Annotated in this window: 13 protein-coding genes; 8 read left to right on the top strand and 5 right to left on the bottom strand. The window is 56.8% G+C overall.

Going from position 1 to position 15,837, the window contains the following annotated elements; translation table 11 throughout:
* Positions 1 to 51: 51 nt before the first annotated feature.
* Positions 52 to 765: a tetratricopeptide repeat protein gene (locus BM347_RS01325; RefSeq protein ID WP_093914622.1), complete on the bottom strand. Its 714-nt coding sequence runs from the start codon at positions 763 to 765 to the stop codon at positions 52 to 54.
* 214 nt (positions 766 to 979) lie between these two features.
* On the opposite strand from BM347_RS01325, the gene BM347_RS01320 reads away from it, so the two are divergent.
* Both BM347_RS01320 and BM347_RS01315 read left to right on the top strand, forming a co-directional pair.
* Positions 980 to 2,227 carry an efflux RND transporter periplasmic adaptor subunit gene (locus tag BM347_RS01320; protein ID WP_093915363.1) on the top strand — a complete coding sequence of 416 codons (1,248 nt, stop codon included), beginning with the start codon at positions 980 to 982 and terminating at the stop codon, positions 2,225 to 2,227.
* The gene (locus BM347_RS01315; RefSeq protein WP_093914621.1) at positions 2,224 to 6,024 is read left to right on the top strand and encodes an efflux RND transporter permease subunit; all 3,801 of its coding nucleotides are present in this window, start codon (positions 2,224 to 2,226) and stop codon (positions 6,022 to 6,024) included. Before BM347_RS01320 ends, BM347_RS01315 begins: the two co-directional genes overlap by 4 nt.
* Positions 6,025 to 6,027: 3 nt before the next feature.
* Here BM347_RS01315 and BM347_RS01310 read toward each other — a convergent pair whose 3' ends face one another.
* On the bottom strand, positions 6,028 to 7,236 hold the full coding sequence (locus BM347_RS01310) for a multidrug effflux MFS transporter (RefSeq protein ID WP_093914620.1): 1,209 nt from the start codon (positions 7,234 to 7,236) through the stop codon (positions 6,028 to 6,030).
* Between the two features lie 287 nt (positions 7,237 to 7,523).
* Positions 7,524 to 8,372, bottom strand: coding sequence for a DMT family transporter (locus BM347_RS01305; RefSeq protein ID WP_175498461.1), 849 nt, complete (start codon positions 8,370 to 8,372; stop codon positions 7,524 to 7,526).
* Between the two features lie 97 nt (positions 8,373 to 8,469).
* On the opposite strand from BM347_RS01305, the gene BM347_RS01300 reads away from it, so the two are divergent.
* Together BM347_RS01300 and BM347_RS17410 are read left to right on the top strand one after the other, a co-directional pair.
* Positions 8,470 to 9,156 carry a helix-turn-helix transcriptional regulator gene (locus tag BM347_RS01300; RefSeq protein ID WP_093914618.1) on the top strand — a complete coding sequence of 229 codons (687 nt, stop codon included), beginning with the start codon at positions 8,470 to 8,472 and terminating at the stop codon, positions 9,154 to 9,156.
* Between the two features lie 179 nt (positions 9,157 to 9,335).
* Positions 9,336 to 9,548, top strand: coding sequence for a hypothetical protein (locus BM347_RS17410; RefSeq protein ID WP_139226434.1), 213 nt, complete (start codon positions 9,336 to 9,338; stop codon positions 9,546 to 9,548).
* Here the strand turns inward: BM347_RS17410 and BM347_RS01295 are convergent.
* Positions 9,517 to 10,401 carry a LysR family transcriptional regulator gene (locus BM347_RS01295; RefSeq protein ID WP_093914617.1) on the bottom strand — a complete coding sequence of 295 codons (885 nt, stop codon included), beginning with the start codon at positions 10,399 to 10,401 and terminating at the stop codon, positions 9,517 to 9,519. The two genes, BM347_RS17410 and BM347_RS01295, sit on opposite strands and share 32 nt — an antisense overlap.
* Before the next feature lie 108 nt (positions 10,402 to 10,509).
* On the opposite strand from BM347_RS01295, the gene BM347_RS01290 reads away from it, so the two are divergent.
* From BM347_RS01290 to BM347_RS01275, 4 genes are read left to right on the top strand one after another with little or no spacing between them, the layout of a single operon-like run.
* Positions 10,510 to 11,520 carry a zinc-binding alcohol dehydrogenase family protein gene (locus BM347_RS01290; protein WP_093914616.1) on the top strand — a complete coding sequence of 337 codons (1,011 nt, stop codon included), beginning with the start codon at positions 10,510 to 10,512 and terminating at the stop codon, positions 11,518 to 11,520.
* A gap of 21 nt (positions 11,521 to 11,541) precedes the next feature.
* The gene (locus BM347_RS01285) at positions 11,542 to 11,844 is read left to right on the top strand and encodes a DUF1330 domain-containing protein (RefSeq protein ID WP_093914615.1); all 303 of its coding nucleotides are present in this window, start codon (positions 11,542 to 11,544) and stop codon (positions 11,842 to 11,844) included.
* 52 nt (positions 11,845 to 11,896) lie between these two features.
* Complete coding sequence (locus tag BM347_RS01280) at positions 11,897 to 12,859, top strand: LLM class oxidoreductase (RefSeq protein WP_093914614.1); 963 nt, start codon at positions 11,897 to 11,899, stop codon at positions 12,857 to 12,859.
* A gap of 10 nt (positions 12,860 to 12,869) precedes the next feature.
* Complete coding sequence (locus BM347_RS01275) at positions 12,870 to 13,661, top strand: SDR family NAD(P)-dependent oxidoreductase (RefSeq protein ID WP_093914613.1); 792 nt, start codon at positions 12,870 to 12,872, stop codon at positions 13,659 to 13,661.
* Between the two features lie 339 nt (positions 13,662 to 14,000).
* Here BM347_RS01275 and BM347_RS01270 read toward each other — a convergent pair whose 3' ends face one another.
* A complete protein-coding gene (locus BM347_RS01270; RefSeq protein ID WP_093915362.1) occupies positions 14,001 to 15,803 on the bottom strand; it encodes an ABCB family ABC transporter ATP-binding protein/permease in 1,803 nt (600 codons plus the stop codon).
* Positions 15,804 to 15,837: the final 34 nt, after the last annotated feature.

Raw genomic sequence — 15,837 nt, 5'->3', positions numbered from 1 at the left:
GCCCTGCTCGCTTTGCTCTTAACTCATGTCATTCTTGCGCCATTTCTGACGTTAGTTGCCGTCCGTACCTGTCGCATCAGACACTTCAGGTTGCGCGCCCAAGGCTGCGCCGCCCATCTCAGGTTCGCCGCCCAAGGCCACAATCACCTGAAGGGCACGTTGTTGCAAGTCCGTGCTGACCTCGGCGTCCAATAAGATGGCCTGATACTGGTCAATTGCCGCTTGTGTATTGCCTTGTTCGATCTCGATCAGCGCCAATTGTTCACTAGCCAGCAAACGCAGGGTGTTGCCGGGCTGGGCCAGCGCCTCAAGCGCGAGACGGCGGTCACTTACCGGTGTGTCGGTGCCCTGCAAGGTCAGCGCCTTGAATTGCGCAATCTCGCGGTAGATCGCAGGCACGTCGCCATTCGTGGCAATCGTGTTCAGGCTCTCAATCGCGGCGGCAGTATCGCCTGCCTTGGCCTGTTCCGCTGCTGTCAGAAACGCAACAACGGCTGCAGATTGCGGCGCGCCTGCCTCGATATCTTTGAAAGCGGTGATACGGCCATCCGAATCCCCGACCGCAAGGGCCGCGAACATCGCATCGCCAAGCGCCTCGGCTTTGGCGCGCGAATGTGCCTTTTGATATTCATTCCACGCGGCACCGCCGACCAGCAGCACCACGGCCAGAACGGCGATCCAGCCATACCGCTTGAGCATGAAATAAAACCGGTCGCGGCGGACTTCTTCGTTCACCTCGTCAATGAAACTGTCTGTATCGCTCATGTCTTGCCTGTCCCACCGTGAATTAGCGCCCCTCTTAACCTGCGGCAGCCAGCCTGCCAAGGGCATCCTTGCATCGTCTTTCAGCATCCAACCAAGGACAACGATTCAGTTTGCATAAAAAGATGCTGCGAACTGGTCATACCTCTCAATTTGGCCTAACAAAACCATGACGAAAATATCCGACCCTCAAAACCTGACCGGCCAAAGGCAAATTATGCGTATTTTTTCCATTATTGCGGCGATTGTCGTTTCAGCCCTCCTGTACATGGCGATCTTTCAACGTGACGCCCTTTTGGGCCGGTCTGGGGATGTGCCCGAGGATACCGGGACCGCACAGGACAGCGCGGCGGAAGACGTTCAAAACCCGTCACAGATCGGCACGCCAGAGCTGGTAAAAGTTGTCGTGCAGCGCAGCACCGCAAGCCCCTTGGCATCCGCCGTGATTGTACGTGGCCAAACCGCCGCCGCCCGAACCGTTGATGTCGCCTCAGAAACATCCGCCATCGTGACATCCCCGCCCCTGCGCAAAGGGACGAAAGTCACCGCAGGCGATACCATGTGTACGCTGGACATCGGCACACGCGGTGCCGCCAAAAGCGAGGCCGAGGCCCGCCTTGCCGAGGCTGAATCGCGCGTCCCCGAAGCCCAAGCCCGCGTAGAAGAGGCGCAAGCCCGCTTGGACGAAACATTGATCAAGCTGAATGCAGCGGAAAAGCTGGGCGCAGGCGGGTTTTCATCCACCACACAACTGGCAACCGCACAGGCAACAGCCGCAGGTGCGCGGGCCGGCCTAAGCTCTGCCCGGGCGGGGTTGAACGCGGCCAAAGCCGGGATCGAAGCCGCCGCAGCCGCCGTGGCCAGCGCTCAAGCAGAAATCGACCGCCTGACATTGACCGCCCCCTTTGACGGATTGCTGGAAAGCGACACCGCGGAATTGGGCAGCCTTTTGCAAACCGGTAGCCTGTGCGCCCGTGTTATACAGCTGGACCCGATCAAGCTGGTCGGCTTTGTTCCCGAAACCGAGGTAAGCCGCGTCACATTGGGTGCCATGGCCCGCGCACGACTCGCCGCTGACAACCGCGAGATCGGCGGTCAGGTTACATTTATCTCGCGCGCCTCTGACCCGACGACGCGCACCTTCCGTCTCGAGATTGACGTCAGCAACGATGATCTGGCGATCCGTGACGGGCAAACCGCCGAAATCGCGATATCCTCGGCCGGGGTGGACGCGCATTTGCTGCCGCAATCGGCGTTAACGCTGAATGACGAGGGTATCTTGGGCGTGCGTGTGATCGACGATGCTAACGTCGTCGGCTTTGTCCCCGTGCAACTGGTCCGCGACACCAAGCAAGGCGTCTGGGTCAGCGGTTTGCCGCACATGTCGAACGTTATCGTGCTGGGTCAGGAATACGTGGTTGCGGGCGTCACCGTCGCGCCGACCTACAAAGAGGTCACCCAATGAGTGGTATCGTCGATTGGGCCGCTGGCCGTGCCCGTATGGTTATGGCGTTTATTCTGCTTAGCCTTGTGGTGGGCGGATATGCCTATTCGACCCTGCCCAAAGAGGGTGAACCCGATATCGAAATCCCTGCCCTGTTTGTATCTGTGCAGTTCCCCGGCATTTCCGCCATCGACAGCGAAACCTTGCTGGTCAAACCGATGGAAACCGAACTGTCTGATCTGGACGGGCTGAAAACCATGTCGGGCACTGCTGCTGAGAATTATGCAGGTGTCGCGCTTGAGTTCGAATTCGGCTGGGACAAGACCAAGATCATGGCCGATGTACGCGATGCGATGAGCACCGCCGAGGCGAAGTTCCCCGAAGGCTATGAAAAATATTCAATCAACGAGATCAACTTTTCCGAGTTTCCGATCATCATCGTTAACCTGTCTGGCCCCGTTCCGGAACGGACAATGGCCCATGTCGCGCGCGAACTGCAGGACGAGCTGGAAGGCATAGATGCCGTGCTGGAGGCCGGGCTTGCCGGAGATCGCGACGAGATGCTTGAGGTCTTGATCGACCCGCTGCGCCTAGAAGCTTATGACGTCACCGCAGGCGAATTGATCAACACGGTTCAGAACAATAACCAGTTGATCGCCGCTGGCGAGGTACAGTCGGATCAGGGTGCGTTCTCGGTCAAAATTCCATCTTCCTTTGACCAGCCGCGCGATGTCTATGACCTGCCCGTAAAAACCAATGGCGATCGTGTTGTCACATTGGGGGATTTGGCCACGATCAACCTTACGTTTGAAGACCGCGAAGGCACGGCACGTTTCAACGGCGAGAAAACGCTGGCCCTGCAGGTGGTAAAACGCAAGGGTTTCAACCTCATCGACACGTCTTCCCGCGTGAAAGAGGTCGTGGCCGAGCAAAGCGCCAACTGGCCCGACGGGCTGAAGGCCGCTGTGGAAATCGGCACCTCAAACGATCAAAGCCGCGTCGTGGACAGCATGGTGCAGCAATTGTTGGGGTCGGTCCTGACTGCTGTGGCGCTGGTGATGATCGTGGTATTGGCCGCCCTTGGTATCCGTGCGGCCCTTTTGGTTGGTTTCGCGATCCCCACCTCGTTTTTGCTGTGTTTTGCATTTTTGGCACTGATGGGCATCTCGATCTCGAACATTGTGATGTTCGGGCTGATCTTGGCCGTGGGCATGTTGGTTGATGGGGCCATCGTTGTTGTCGAATATGCCGATGCGCGCCAGCAACAGGGCGAAGGGCCGATGCAGGCCTATGTCACCGCCGCCAAGCGCATGTTCTGGCCAATCATTTCATCCACAGCCACAACGCTTTGCGCGTTTTTGCCAATGCTGTTCTGGCCCGGTGTTCCGGGGCAGTTCATGGGCATGTTGCCAGTGACATTGATTTTCGTGCTCTCGGCCTCTTTGGTGGTGGCGCTGGTCTATCTGCCTGTTTTGGGTGGTGTGACCGGGCGGCTAGAACGCTGGATGGCCGAGAATATGACCGCCATTGCGAACCTGCGCCTGTATCTGCATCTGCTGCTCTTTCCCGTGGCCTTTGCGATGGTCGCGCTTCCAATGGCACTGGCGCAGCCCTTATTTGCTGTGATTTCCGCGCAATTTGCATCCATGGACGGGCTGGATATTCTCGGCTCGGTCATTCCGGTATTTGCCGTTGTTTTCCTGTGCATTGCGGCGCTTGCTGCCTTACTCTCCATCGGCGTTTCGGGCGCGATGCTGGGGCTGGTCAGCTTTTTCGCGCTGTTCACCCGTATGGGGCGTGGCGGCCAATGGGTCACGTCCAAACTGTTCCGCAAACCCGCCGATGTGATCCAAGCGGGCTATCGCAGATCGGCCTTTGGCCGCGTGATCGAATTTATCGCGGGCAACCCGGTGATGCCATTGGCCGTGCTCGGTGTAATCTTTGTTTTTGTCGGCACCACGCTGATTTTCTTTAGCAACAACTCAAAGGGGGTTGAGTTCTTTGTCGAATCCGAACCCGAGCAGGCCATCGTTTATGTCTTGGCGCGCGGCAACCTGTCGCTGACAGAAAAAGACACGATCATGAAGCAGGCCGAAGAGATCGTGCTGCGCCATCCCGGTATCCTGACCGCCTTTGCCTTTGCGGGCGAAGGCGGGTTGAACAGCAATACTGGCGGTGCGCAGACCCCCAAGGACAGTATCGGGCAGGTCCAGTTTGAAACGATCCCGTGGGAGGACCGCGCCCTGCGGCCCGATCTGGATGGCGATCTGGTGATCTCCGAGCTGACCGAAGAGCTGAGCCAGATCCCAGGTATCAAAATCGAAATTCTGGCGCAGGCCCGTGGACCGGCGTCGGCCAAGCCGGTGCATCTGCGCCTGAAAGGCAATGACTTTGACGATCTGATCACTGCGACCGCACTGGCGCGCGACCATTTCGACAAAACCCCCGGCCTGACGCTGATCGAAGACACACGCCCCCTGCCCGGCATTGACTGGCAAATCGACGTGGATGTCGCCAAGGCGGGCCAATACGGGGCCGATGTGTTGACCGTCGGCGCCATGGTGCAATTGGTGACGCGGGGGCTGCTACTGGATACCATGCGGGTTGATAGCTCGGACGAAGAAATCGAGATCAGGGTCCGTCTGCCCGAAGAGGACCGCGTGCTGAGCACTCTTGATACGCTGAAGGTGCGTACGGCTGACGGGCTGGTGCCGCTGGCGAATTTCATCACCCGCAAGCCTGTCCCGAAACTGGCCGAGATCAACCGCGTCGATCAAAAGCGCCACCTTGATATCAAGGCCGGTGTATCCGTTGGGTTGGCAAAGCTGGTCAAAACCGAAGATATCGACGGCGCAGAGAAAGACATAACCCTTGCCACCATGCGCCCGGCGGCATCTGACGGGGATATCACCGCGCTTGACGGAACGGGCTACAAAATCACAGACCGCACGGCTGCGGCCACTGGCGTTGATCTGCAAGACGGGGTGGACAAGACCCAGCTGCGCATCATCCCAATCAATGCCAACGAACGGATCACCGAGATCACAAAATGGCTGGAGACGGCCCCCCTGCCCGCTGGCATCAGCTATGAGTGGACCGGCGACCAAGAGGATCAGGCCGAAAGTCAGGCGTTCCTGAGTTCTGCCTTCACGGCGGCCTTGGGGTTGATGTTCATCATCCTGCTGGCCCAGTTCAACAGCATCTATAATTCGGTGCTGGTCTTGATCGCCGTCGTCCTATCGACCACTGGCGTGTTGATCGGGATGCTGGTGATGGATCAAACGTTTTCGATCATCATGACCGGTACAGGCATCGTTGCCCTGGCCGGGATCGTGGTGAATAACAACATCATTCTGATCGATACCTATCAGGAATTCAGCCAGTACATGCCCCGGATCGAGGCGATTATTCGTACCGCGCAGGCGCGTATTCGTCCGGTTCTGTTGACCACGATTACAACAATGGCCGGCCTTGCCCCGATGATGTTCGGGCTTAGTCTGGATTTCGCCAATGGCGGCTACACCATCGACAGCCCCACGGCGCTTTGGTGGAAACAGCTGGCGACAGCCGTTGTATTCGGTCTTGGCGTGGCAACGGTGCTGACGCTGATGGTGACGCCATCGCTGTTGGCCCTGCGCGTGTGGGCCACCACCTATGCCCGCTGGGTGGCGCAGCTGCTGGCCAAGATGTCGCTGGGCCGTGCCAGCAAGGCGGCACAGGATTGGGCGCTGGAAAAGGACGCACAGCGTCTTAAGACCGGCATCCTGATCTGGGGCGATGACGCAGCACCTTTGGCAAAGCTGAAGGTCGCTGAATAGCCCCTAGGCGGTAGCAAGCTCCATTTGCTGCTGCCGCAGCTTTGGCATGGTCACAATCACCAGCCCCACCGCCGCCAGCCCGCATAGCGCGATGCTGACAACCATCGGCAATGCGGTCCCGTCAAAAAACGGGGTCGACAGGCCGATGCAGGCTGCGCTGATCATCATCGTCATGCTACCGCTTAGGGATGATGCCATGCCAGCCCGCCGTCCGTGGGCGTCAAGCGCCGCCACCATGGCCGACGGGATGACCACACCAAGGCAAGCGTAGGCCAGAAACAATCCGATCAGCAGCACCCACATCCCTTGGAAACCCGCCAACTCGAGCAGAGCCAATACGGTCGCACAGGTCGCAAATCCGATCACGCCGCGCCCGATCAATGTGGCAAGGCCCCAAGCCTCTGCCAGCCGCCCCGCCATCTGGGTCGCGATGAAAAAACCGACCGCGTTGAACGCAAAAGCCAATGAAAATTCAGTCGGCGTAAGCCCGTATTCGCCAGTGTAGACAAACGACGCGCTGGACACGAAAAGGAAAAAGCTGGCCATGCCAAAACCTGCAATAAAGGTCAGGCCCAGAAAAACCGGATCGCGCAGCAATATCCCACAGCTGCGCGACAGCTCCTTGATGTTCACCTTGCGCCGACGGTCGGGCTTCAGGGTCTCTGGCAACGTCACCTGCGCCAAGGTCAGGCTTAGGGCTGCAAATACCCCCATCACCAGAAAAATCTCGCGCCAGCTACCGAACGCCACAATGCCACTGCCCGCCAAGGGGGCCAGCATCGGCGAGATCGAGATCACCAGCATAATCGTCGCCATCAACCGCGTCGCCTGTGCGCCAGTGTACATGTCGCGGATAATCGCACGGGGGATCACCATCACCGTCGCCCCGCCCATCCCTTGAACCAAGCGCCCAATGACCAACACCTCGATTGTAGGTGCCGATGCGCAGATGACCGAGCCGACTGCAAAGATGCTCATCCCGATCAACAACGTCTTTTTGCGCCCGATCTGATCTGACAACGGGCCATACACCAGTTGCGACACCCCATAGGCCAGAAAATACGCCACCAAGGTCAGTTGCGCCCCTGAAACCGATGTGCCCAGTGCGGCCTCGATCGCAGGGAGTGCAGGCAGATACATGTCGATGGCGAAAGGGCCGGTCACACAGATCAGACCCAGAATTAGCGCCGTGCGCAGCATGCTGGCTTGCATTGGTATTCCTTTGGGTTGGATATCAAATCGCTCTGGAACAGCGCTGCTGCGATGCGACAAGAGACGATTTTATGTATCACGCAAACGACGGGTTGCAAGGGCCGCTAGCCGGCCCAAGACATCAGCCGCCGCACTTAAATGCAAAGCGCCATCATTATCATTTTAGTCAGGCGTGTCCGCATTTCAGGATGGTGCGCCGTCGCGCAAACAAACGTGGCAAAGCCCGACGTCAGCAATGAGCCCATTTTGACCGATGCTGCATGGAGCACGAAGGTCGGCCTTCAATGTTAGGCATTACGTTTTTGCGACCAAACAACGGCTAGGAAAATGATGGACCCGCCAATGATTGCGGGAGAGGTTGGTACCTCTGATAACACAAGAAACGCTAAGACGGGTGCAAGCGGCATTTCCAGCGTCGAAAGCAATGCTGTTTCCGCCGACGGCAAACGCCTCGCGCCCTCCGTCAACGTCACCGAGGCAACCGCGAAAACAAGGCCGAAGGCTATTAGTATCGGCAATTCGTGACTTTGCACGGCAAACGGGTCGCCATACGCCAAAGCAAATGGCAGCACCACGATGGATGACAGGGCAGCCGGTAGCGCCGCAGTTGTCGATGGGAATTTCCGGTAAACAACCATAATGCCTGACATCATCAGGGTCATGAACAGGGCAAGGAAATCTCCTGTTAGCTGACTGCCGCCAAATGATGCTGAAACAATGACGAACACCCCGCCGAGCGCTGCCAAACTTGCAAAAATGACCCGCGTGGTTGGAAGCTCTTTGATGAAAATCCACGATAGCCCTGCGGCGATGAAAGGGGCTGTGGCATAGATCAAAGCGACATTTGCGACGCTGCTGAGTTTGAATGCGGGGATAAAGGCGGCAGTGCCAGCGGCCATCATCAAGGTCACAAAGAATGCGGGTTTGTTGAATGCTCTGATTTCTGCAAGAAGTGCACCGCGCAACACCAAATAAATCAGCGTAAACGCCGCCGCTGCAACCCCTCGCCAGAAGATGACCCCCCAAGCGTCTGTTGAAACGCCATTGGTGAAAACACCGGCAGAACTAAAGACAATCGCGGAGGCTACCACGAGAACAATGCCTGCTTTTCTTTGGTTGGTATTGATCAGTGTCACCGGATGCCCCTTGCATTGCTTGTGCATGAATAGCTACAAACTACTGACATCTGTATGTCAGGAGTGTTTCATGCCGGGTATAAAAAGGTGAACAGTCATGGCATCCAAGACGACACGGTTTTTCGAGATCATTCAGCTATTGCGCGACGCCAAGAAACCGCTTTTGGCGCGTGATCTAGCAGCGACCCTCGAAGTGTCAGTCAGAACCGTCTATCGGGACATTGCCAGCTTGCAGGCCATGCAAACCCCAATACTGGGGGAACCCGGTATCGGTTATGTTATGCGAAAGGGCTACGACCTTCCTCCGATCAACCTTGACGTCGATGAAGCCGAGGCCATTGCGGTTGGTTTAAGCCTTGTTGCACGCACGGGCGATCCCGGTTTGTGGCGCGCAGCGGGGCGGGCCTCACGAAAACTGCATGAGGCAGCACCGGGGACACGAAAGCTCGTTACCTCATCGTGGGGCGTCGAGACTGAGCCGCCGATAGATCTGTCAGGTCTTCGCGCCGCGATCCGCTCGGAAACCAAGTTGGAGATTTTCTATCGAGATGCGGAGGAACGTGAAACCCACCGCATCATCTGGCCGCTTGTTCTCATTTATTATGTGGACAATGTCATGATCGTTGCGTGGTGTGAGTTGCGTCAAAGCCTGCGCCACTTTCGCGTTGACCGTATCGCCCACGGCGATTTCTTGTCGGCCGATTTTAAGGGCGAAGGGGACGCCCTTATTGCGCAGTGGGAGAATACGCAGAAGAATGAGACTGTTTCGACAAAAGACTTCTAGCGCACAAAAGCCGCCATTGGAGCAGTCGCAGCGAAATAGTGCTTTGTCCAACAAAGTCGCCCTCGGAGGGTGGAGTTGGTTCAAACAACATCCGCAACCGCGGCGAATTGCTGGAAAGAGCCCCTTCTACCAGATTTCCGCACTGAAGCTAAAGTCTGGTTTGGGGAAGGCCAAGGTAAATGCTCACGGTCGCCGCACCCGAAGCGATAGAACTACGCGACCCCCGACTGATCCTCAGGTTGTTGGTATACACCCTTCTGGTCAACATCGCGGGCTTCTTCGTTGCGAAACACAACAACCTGTTCATGACTTGTGAAGATTCTGCAGTAGCCGAAGGCGTAGCCTCTGCAAAAGCTGACCTTACGCCAATCGATCAATCAGAAAATCCATAAAGCACCTGACTTTCGGGGTCAGAACGTTGGATTTCGGATAGATGAGCCACAGCACTGATTGATCGTTCAGACGCCATCCGGGAAGGATTTGCATCAACGTTCCTGCTTCGAGGTCATGGGCGACGCTCCAAAGTGAGTTTATCGAAATGCCCAACCCCGAAAGCGTTGCAAGGCGCTGCGAGGTGCCGTCGTCCAACACAGTTCGGCAAGTCATTTTTTCAGGGTCGAGGATCGCCCTTTGACCGTCTTGGTGCACGATCTCGCGAGCGGCCATGTCCGACCAAGCTAAAAACCGGTGTTCCTTCAAATCTTCTGGGGTTACAGGCACACCAAACCGATCCAGATAGGCCGGAGATGCGCAAAGCACACGACTGTCGTCAGACAGCTTTCGTCCCAAAAGGCTGCTGTCTTTCAACGGCGCATTCCGCAGGGCAAGATCAAAACTTCCGTCGATGATGTCGAAGCGTTTGTCAGAAAGCCGTAGATCCAGCGTGATATCCGGATAGCGCTCCTGAAATTCAGGTAACAACGGAATGATATGGAGTTGTGCAAAGCTACTGGGGGCTGCAAATCGCAAAATGCCACTGGGCCTGAGCGTATCCTCCCCTAATGCGGCACGACCTGCCTCTGCCTGCGCGATTATTTCGCGTGCATAGGGCAAGAACGCGGCGCCGTCTTGGCTCAGCGACACCTTGCGGGTTGTTCTATGGAGCAGTTCGACCCCCAGTTCCTTTTCAAGCTTTGCCAGGCGATTGCTGGACATCGCAGGCGCGAGGCCAAGGTCGCGGCCTGCCGCAGTGATGTTGAGCCGCTCGGCAGCGGCGACAAAAAGGCGAAGGGTATCTGTGTCCATGCAGCTTTATTATATCGAAAATCGGAATTATGAAACCAAATATCCGCTATTTCTATAATTTTTGGCGATGGTATTTAGCTTACTGAAACCGCACATAGGAGCAGGACAATGAAAGCAATCGGATATACGCAAGCTGGCCCAATCGATGGCAATGGCGCGTTGTTAATGATGGATGTTGCCAAGCCGCAAGTCGGCCCGCACGACCTTTTGGTTGCGGTCAAAGGCATCTCGATGAACCCCGTTGACGTAAAGCTGCGCGAAGGCCGCCCGCCTGAAGGTCCAACGAGCGTGTTGGGATATGACGCCGCAGGAACCGTTGTCGAAATCGGTTCTGACGTGACGGGCTATGCGGTTGGCGATGATGTATTTTATGCAGGTGATGTGACCCGCGCGGGCACGAACGCAGAACTGCACGCAGTTGATGAACGTATCGTTGGCAAAAAGCCAGCGACGCTCGACTTTACCGAAAGTGCGGGTCTTCCCCTAACGTCCATCACTGCTTGGGAAATGCTATTCGATGCCTTTCGTGTGACTGAAGGCGGTGGCGCGGGGCAAAGCCTATTGGTTATTGGCGGTGCTGGTGGTGTGGGTTCAATGCTGATCCAACTGGTCAAAACGCTAACCAATCTGACCGTCATCGCGACCGCCTCCCGTCCCGAAACCCAGGACTGGGTACGCAAGATGGGCGCAGATCATGTGATTGATCACCGTGGCGATTTGGCGGCGCAGCTTAATGACCTTGGGCAGACGCCGACTTATGTTGCAGCTTTGACGGCTACTGATCAGCACTGGTCTGCGATCATAAACCTGATTGCCCCACGTGGACACATCGCATTGATTGATGACCCGCAGAGCATAAACATCACGGATGCAAAGCCAAAGGCCCTGACGATTTCGTGGGAATTCATGTTCACACGGTCGGTGTTCAACACCGCTGACATCGCTGTCCAACGTGATCTTTTGAACCGCGTGTCCGCTATGATCGACGCGGGAACGCTGCAATCCACCGTTACGGAACGCGCCGATGTGCTGACTGTCGAAACGCTGACTGACGCGCACAAACGCCAAGAGAGCGGCCGCGTGATCGGCAAGCAGGTTCTTCCTGGTTTGTCCGCGTAACTTTGAAAAAAGGAAGTAATTATGACTTACTACTCGGTACTTGATGTGACCCCCACCAGCGAAGACTGGATTCCTGACTACCTGCCGGCGGCGAATGCCCGTGTAGCGGCCCACGGCGGGTGCTACATCGCCCGCACAGCCAACCACGAACAAGTCGAAGGCTCACCCCAAGAGGCCGGATTGCGTATCATCATCGAATGGCCATCCAAAGACGCCGCAGAGGCCTTTATGGCGGACGACAAATATGCGCCGTACCTCGTGGAACGGACCAAAGGCTCTGTCAGCCATCACTACCTGATCGCGGGCAAAGACGACCTTGCCTAATACCGCTGCGTCGCCCCGTCAAAGGGGCGGCGCACATCACGGGAGACCTCAAGTGCGCGACGAGACCAATACCCCCTTTCCGCAAATCAATCGCGGCTTTGATACGACGTTTCAGAACGGCCAAATCAGCCTCGGTCTTGTCGTGCCGATCGCACAATACGGGCACAGCCCCGTGCCGGATATGTCTGACCACCTGCGCCGAGTAAAACAAGCCGAGACGCTTGGCTTCAAGGCTGTCTGGTTGCGCGACGTACCGTTCAACGTACCCAGCTTTGGGGACGCGGGGCAGCTCTTTGATCCGTTCACCTATCTGGGATTTCTGGCTGGGCAAACTTCGGAGATTGCCTTGGGCGTTGCCAGCATTGTCCTGCCCCTGCGCCACCCCGCGCATGTGGCCAAATCCGCCGCGACCGCCGATGTGTTATCAGGCGGGCGGGTGATCCTCGGCCTGGCCTCTGGTGATCGCCCCGAAGAATATCCGGCCATGAATGAAAACTTCGATGCACGCGGCGACGCTTTCCGTGAGAGCTTTGAATACATCCGCGCAATGGGACAAACGGCACCGCAGGTCAGCAACGGCTTTGGTTCGGTAATCGCGCCCGTCGATATGCTACCAAAACCTTCTGGAACAAAACTGCCGCTTTTGATCACAGGATCAAGCCGCCAATCCCCCGACTGGATTGCAAAGAATGGCGATGGCTGGATGACTTACCCACGGCCCGGCGTCGCGCAAGACCGGGTTCTGCAAGACTGGCGCGAAACCTTGTTACGACTTGGGCAGCCACCGAAGCCGGTATTGCAACCATTATATATCGATCTGGCCGAAGACCCCGATGAGGTCCCAAGCCCGATCCATCTCGGCTTTCGCTCCGGCCATCGCCCGCTGACGCGCTACTTAAAGCAACTCGAAGAGATCGGCGTAAACCATGTCGCTCTGAACCTGCGGTTTAGTACCGGCCCCATTGAAGATACGCTCGAACAACTTGCCGAGCATGTTTTGCCAACTTTCAGTTAAGGAAACTAAAATGACTAAAACCATCCTGATCACCGGCGCAACCGACGGAATTGGCCGTGCCACCGCTTTGGCCCTTGCAGCCCAAGGGCACCGCATGATCGTTCACGGGCGCAGTGCTGAGAAACTGAATGCTTTGGCGCAAGAGATTGGCGGCGATGTCACGACTGTTCAGACCGATATGTCCGATCTATCGCAGGTCGCTGAAATGGCGCGCGGCCTCAAGAGCAGCAACGACAGGATCGACGTTGTGATCAATAACGCGGGCGTGTTCAAAGTGCCCGAACCACTTACGCGTGATGGTTTGGATGTCCGATTTTTAGTGAACACATATGCGCCTGCGCTCCTCTCGGACCTCTTGCTGTCCATCATGCCGAACGACGGGCGATTGGTGCATCTATCGTCAGCCGCGCAAGCCCCCGTCGACGTTGATGCAATGAAGGGCAAGCGACGCCTGAACGACATGGAGGCCTATGCGCAAAGCAAACTGGCGCTGACAATGTGGAGCCAGGATTTCGCGGCACAGCATCCCGACGGGCCGCTGTCGGTGGCCGTAAATCCGGGGTCTCTACTGGCCACGAAGATGGTGCGTGAGGGCTTTGGCACCGCCGGAAATGATCTGAACATCGGCGTTGATATCCTGTCCCGTGCGGCGCTTTCGGATGAATTTTCAGATGCGTCGGGTCGGTATTATGACAATGACTCTGGTGCATTTGCAGCGCCACATGTCGATGCGGCTGATGCGGACAAAGTCGCAAAGGTTGTTGCCGCGATTGATGGACAGATTAAAGGTGCGCTTACATAGGGGCGGCTACAACATCAAATCTGAACGATGCGCAATGAAATGATCAATCAGGCGTCGGGTTAGCGCCTTTTGCGGGCCGATGCCCGGCCAAACAGCGTAATTGCCCAATGTGGGCAAGTTCCAGTCCGGCAAAACTCTTACCAATTGTCCTGTGACCACCTCCTGCTCTATCACGCTAAGGGGGAGGTGTCAGATGCCAAGCCCGGCCAGTACAGCGGCCTTGGAGGCATTTACCTCAGTACGCATGTTTACGGGGGCAACCGGACGTTCACGACTGCGAGACGAATGGCAGCTTCGTCCGCAAAGCGGACAAACACAAAGCACGGACACAGCCTGAAATCAGACTGCATCCTCGGATTGTTGGCGCTGCCAAAGCTGGGCATAGCGGCCATTGCGTGCCAGCAGATCGTCATGGCCGCCCTGCTCGACGATCTCGCCTTGTTCAAGCACCACGATGCGATCGGCTTCAGCGACGGTAGACAGGCGGTGCGCGATGGTGAGAACCGTGCGGCCCTTGCCAGCCTGACGCAGGGCGTCTTGAATCTCGTGCTCGGTCTCGCTGTCTAGGGCGCTGGTGGCTTCGTCCAGCAACAAAATCGGCGGGTCCTTGAGCAAGGTGCGTGCGATCCCCACGCGCTGCTTTTCACCGCCCGACAGCTTTAGCCCACGCTCGCCCACGGCGGTGTCGTATCCGTTTGGCAGACGTTGGATAAAATCGTGGATTTGCGCCGCTTTCGCCACCGCTTCGATCTCCGCTTGGGTGGCATTATCGCGGCCATAGCCGATGTTATAGCCGATTGTGTCGTTGAACAGCACGGTGTCTTGCGGCACCACGCCAATGGCCTTGTGCAGGCTGTCTTGGGTCACGTCACGCACGTCTTGGCCGTCAATCAACAACGCCCCGCCATTCACATCATAGAACCGGAACAGCAGCCGCCCGATGGTGGATTTGCCCGATCCTGTTGATCCGACAATCGCCACCATTTCGCCCGGTGCGGCCTCAAGCGATATCCCCTTGAGGATCTGACGATCCGGGTCATAGCCAAACTGCACGTCCCGCAAGGTGACCCGCCCGCCGTCGACCTTCAGATCGTAGGCATCTGGTTTGTCTTTAATTTCAGCGGGTTGATCCAGAAGTGTGAACATCTGCCCCATATCGACCAATGCCTGACGGATTTCACGATATACCGTCCCGAGGAAATTCAACGGCACGGTGATTTGCACCATATAGGCGTTCACCATGACGAAATCGCCGACCGTCAGCGACCCGTTTTGCACGCCAATCGCGGCCATGATCATCACGCCAACCAACCCACATGTGATCAGCAAGGATTGGCCAAAGTTCAAGAACGCCAGCGAATAATTGGTCTTGATCGCGGCCTTTTCATAGCCCGCCATCGCCGTATCATAGCGCTGTGCCTCGCGGTTCTCTGCGCCAAAATACTTGACCGTTTCATAGTTCAGCAAGCTGTCGATGGCCTTTTGGTTGGCATCGGTATCTTGGTCATTCATCTGACGCCGCAGCTTTACCCGCCACTCGGTCACCGCAAAGGTGAACCAGACATAAAGCCCGATGGTCACGGCAACGACCAGCAGATACCAGAAATCAAACAGCACCGTCAGAATGATCCCGATCAGTATCAGCTCGAGGATCAGCGGCCCGATCGAGAACAGCAAAAAGCGCAGCAGGAAATCAACGCCTTTGACACCGCGTTCAATAATCCGGCTCAGACCGCCCGTCTTGCGGGTGATGTGATAGCGCATCGAAAGCTTGTGAATATGGTGAAAGGTTTCCAGCGCCAGCATGCGCAAGGCACGCTGCCCCACCCGTGCAAACACCGCATCGCGCAGCTGTTGAAAGCCGACGTTCATCGCCCGCGCCACACCATAGGCAATGGTCAACCCAATCGCACCAAGCGCCAAAAACGGCACACCCTCGTTCGCCAACGCGTCAACGGCATCTTTGTAAATAATTGGGATACATACGGAAATCAGCTTGGACACGATCAAAAACAGCATCGCCCAGACGACACGTCTTTTCACCCAAGGCATGTCCTTGGGCCAAAGGTAAGGTGCCACCTTTTTCAATACCAAAAGGTTTGATTGACGTTCGGCGGCGTCGGCCATTTCTGCTTCGGTCATAGGCGTGCGAGGTGGGGCTTTGGCACCAGGTGTG

This window comes from Sulfitobacter marinus (assembly GCF_900116285.1).
Classification (GTDB): domain Bacteria; phylum Pseudomonadota; class Alphaproteobacteria; order Rhodobacterales; family Rhodobacteraceae; genus Sulfitobacter; species Sulfitobacter marinus.
This window is presented reverse-complemented; position numbering and strand designations above follow the sequence as displayed.

What these genes read in the sequence shown, in the direction of transcription:
- BM347_RS01325 (WP_093914622.1), bottom strand. Translation starts at nt 765, where the DNA reads ATGAGCGATACAGACAGTTTCATTGACGAGGTGAACGAAGAAGTCCGC.
- BM347_RS01320 (WP_093915363.1), top strand. Translation starts at nt 980, where the DNA reads ATGCGTATTTTTTCCATTATTGCGGCGATTGTCGTTTCAGCCCTCCTG.
- BM347_RS01315 (WP_093914621.1), top strand. Translation starts at nt 2,224, where the DNA reads ATGAGTGGTATCGTCGATTGGGCCGCTGGCCGTGCCCGTATGGTTATG.
- BM347_RS01310 (WP_093914620.1), bottom strand. Translation starts at nt 7,236, where the DNA reads ATGCAAGCCAGCATGCTGCGCACGGCGCTAATTCTGGGTCTGATCTGT.
- BM347_RS01300 (WP_093914618.1), top strand. Translation starts at nt 8,470, where the DNA reads ATGGCATCCAAGACGACACGGTTTTTCGAGATCATTCAGCTATTGCGC.
- BM347_RS17410 (WP_139226434.1), top strand. Translation starts at nt 9,336, where the DNA reads ATGCTCACGGTCGCCGCACCCGAAGCGATAGAACTACGCGACCCCCGA.
- BM347_RS01295 (WP_093914617.1), bottom strand. Translation starts at nt 10,401, where the DNA reads ATGGACACAGATACCCTTCGCCTTTTTGTCGCCGCTGCCGAGCGGCTC.
- BM347_RS01290 (WP_093914616.1), top strand. Translation starts at nt 10,510, where the DNA reads ATGAAAGCAATCGGATATACGCAAGCTGGCCCAATCGATGGCAATGGC.
- BM347_RS01285 (WP_093914615.1), top strand. Translation starts at nt 11,542, where the DNA reads ATGACTTACTACTCGGTACTTGATGTGACCCCCACCAGCGAAGACTGG.
- BM347_RS01275 (WP_093914613.1), top strand. Translation starts at nt 12,870, where the DNA reads ATGACTAAAACCATCCTGATCACCGGCGCAACCGACGGAATTGGCCGT.
- BM347_RS01270 (WP_093915362.1), bottom strand. Translation starts at nt 15,803, where the DNA reads ATGACCGAAGCAGAAATGGCCGACGCCGCCGAACGTCAATCAAACCTT.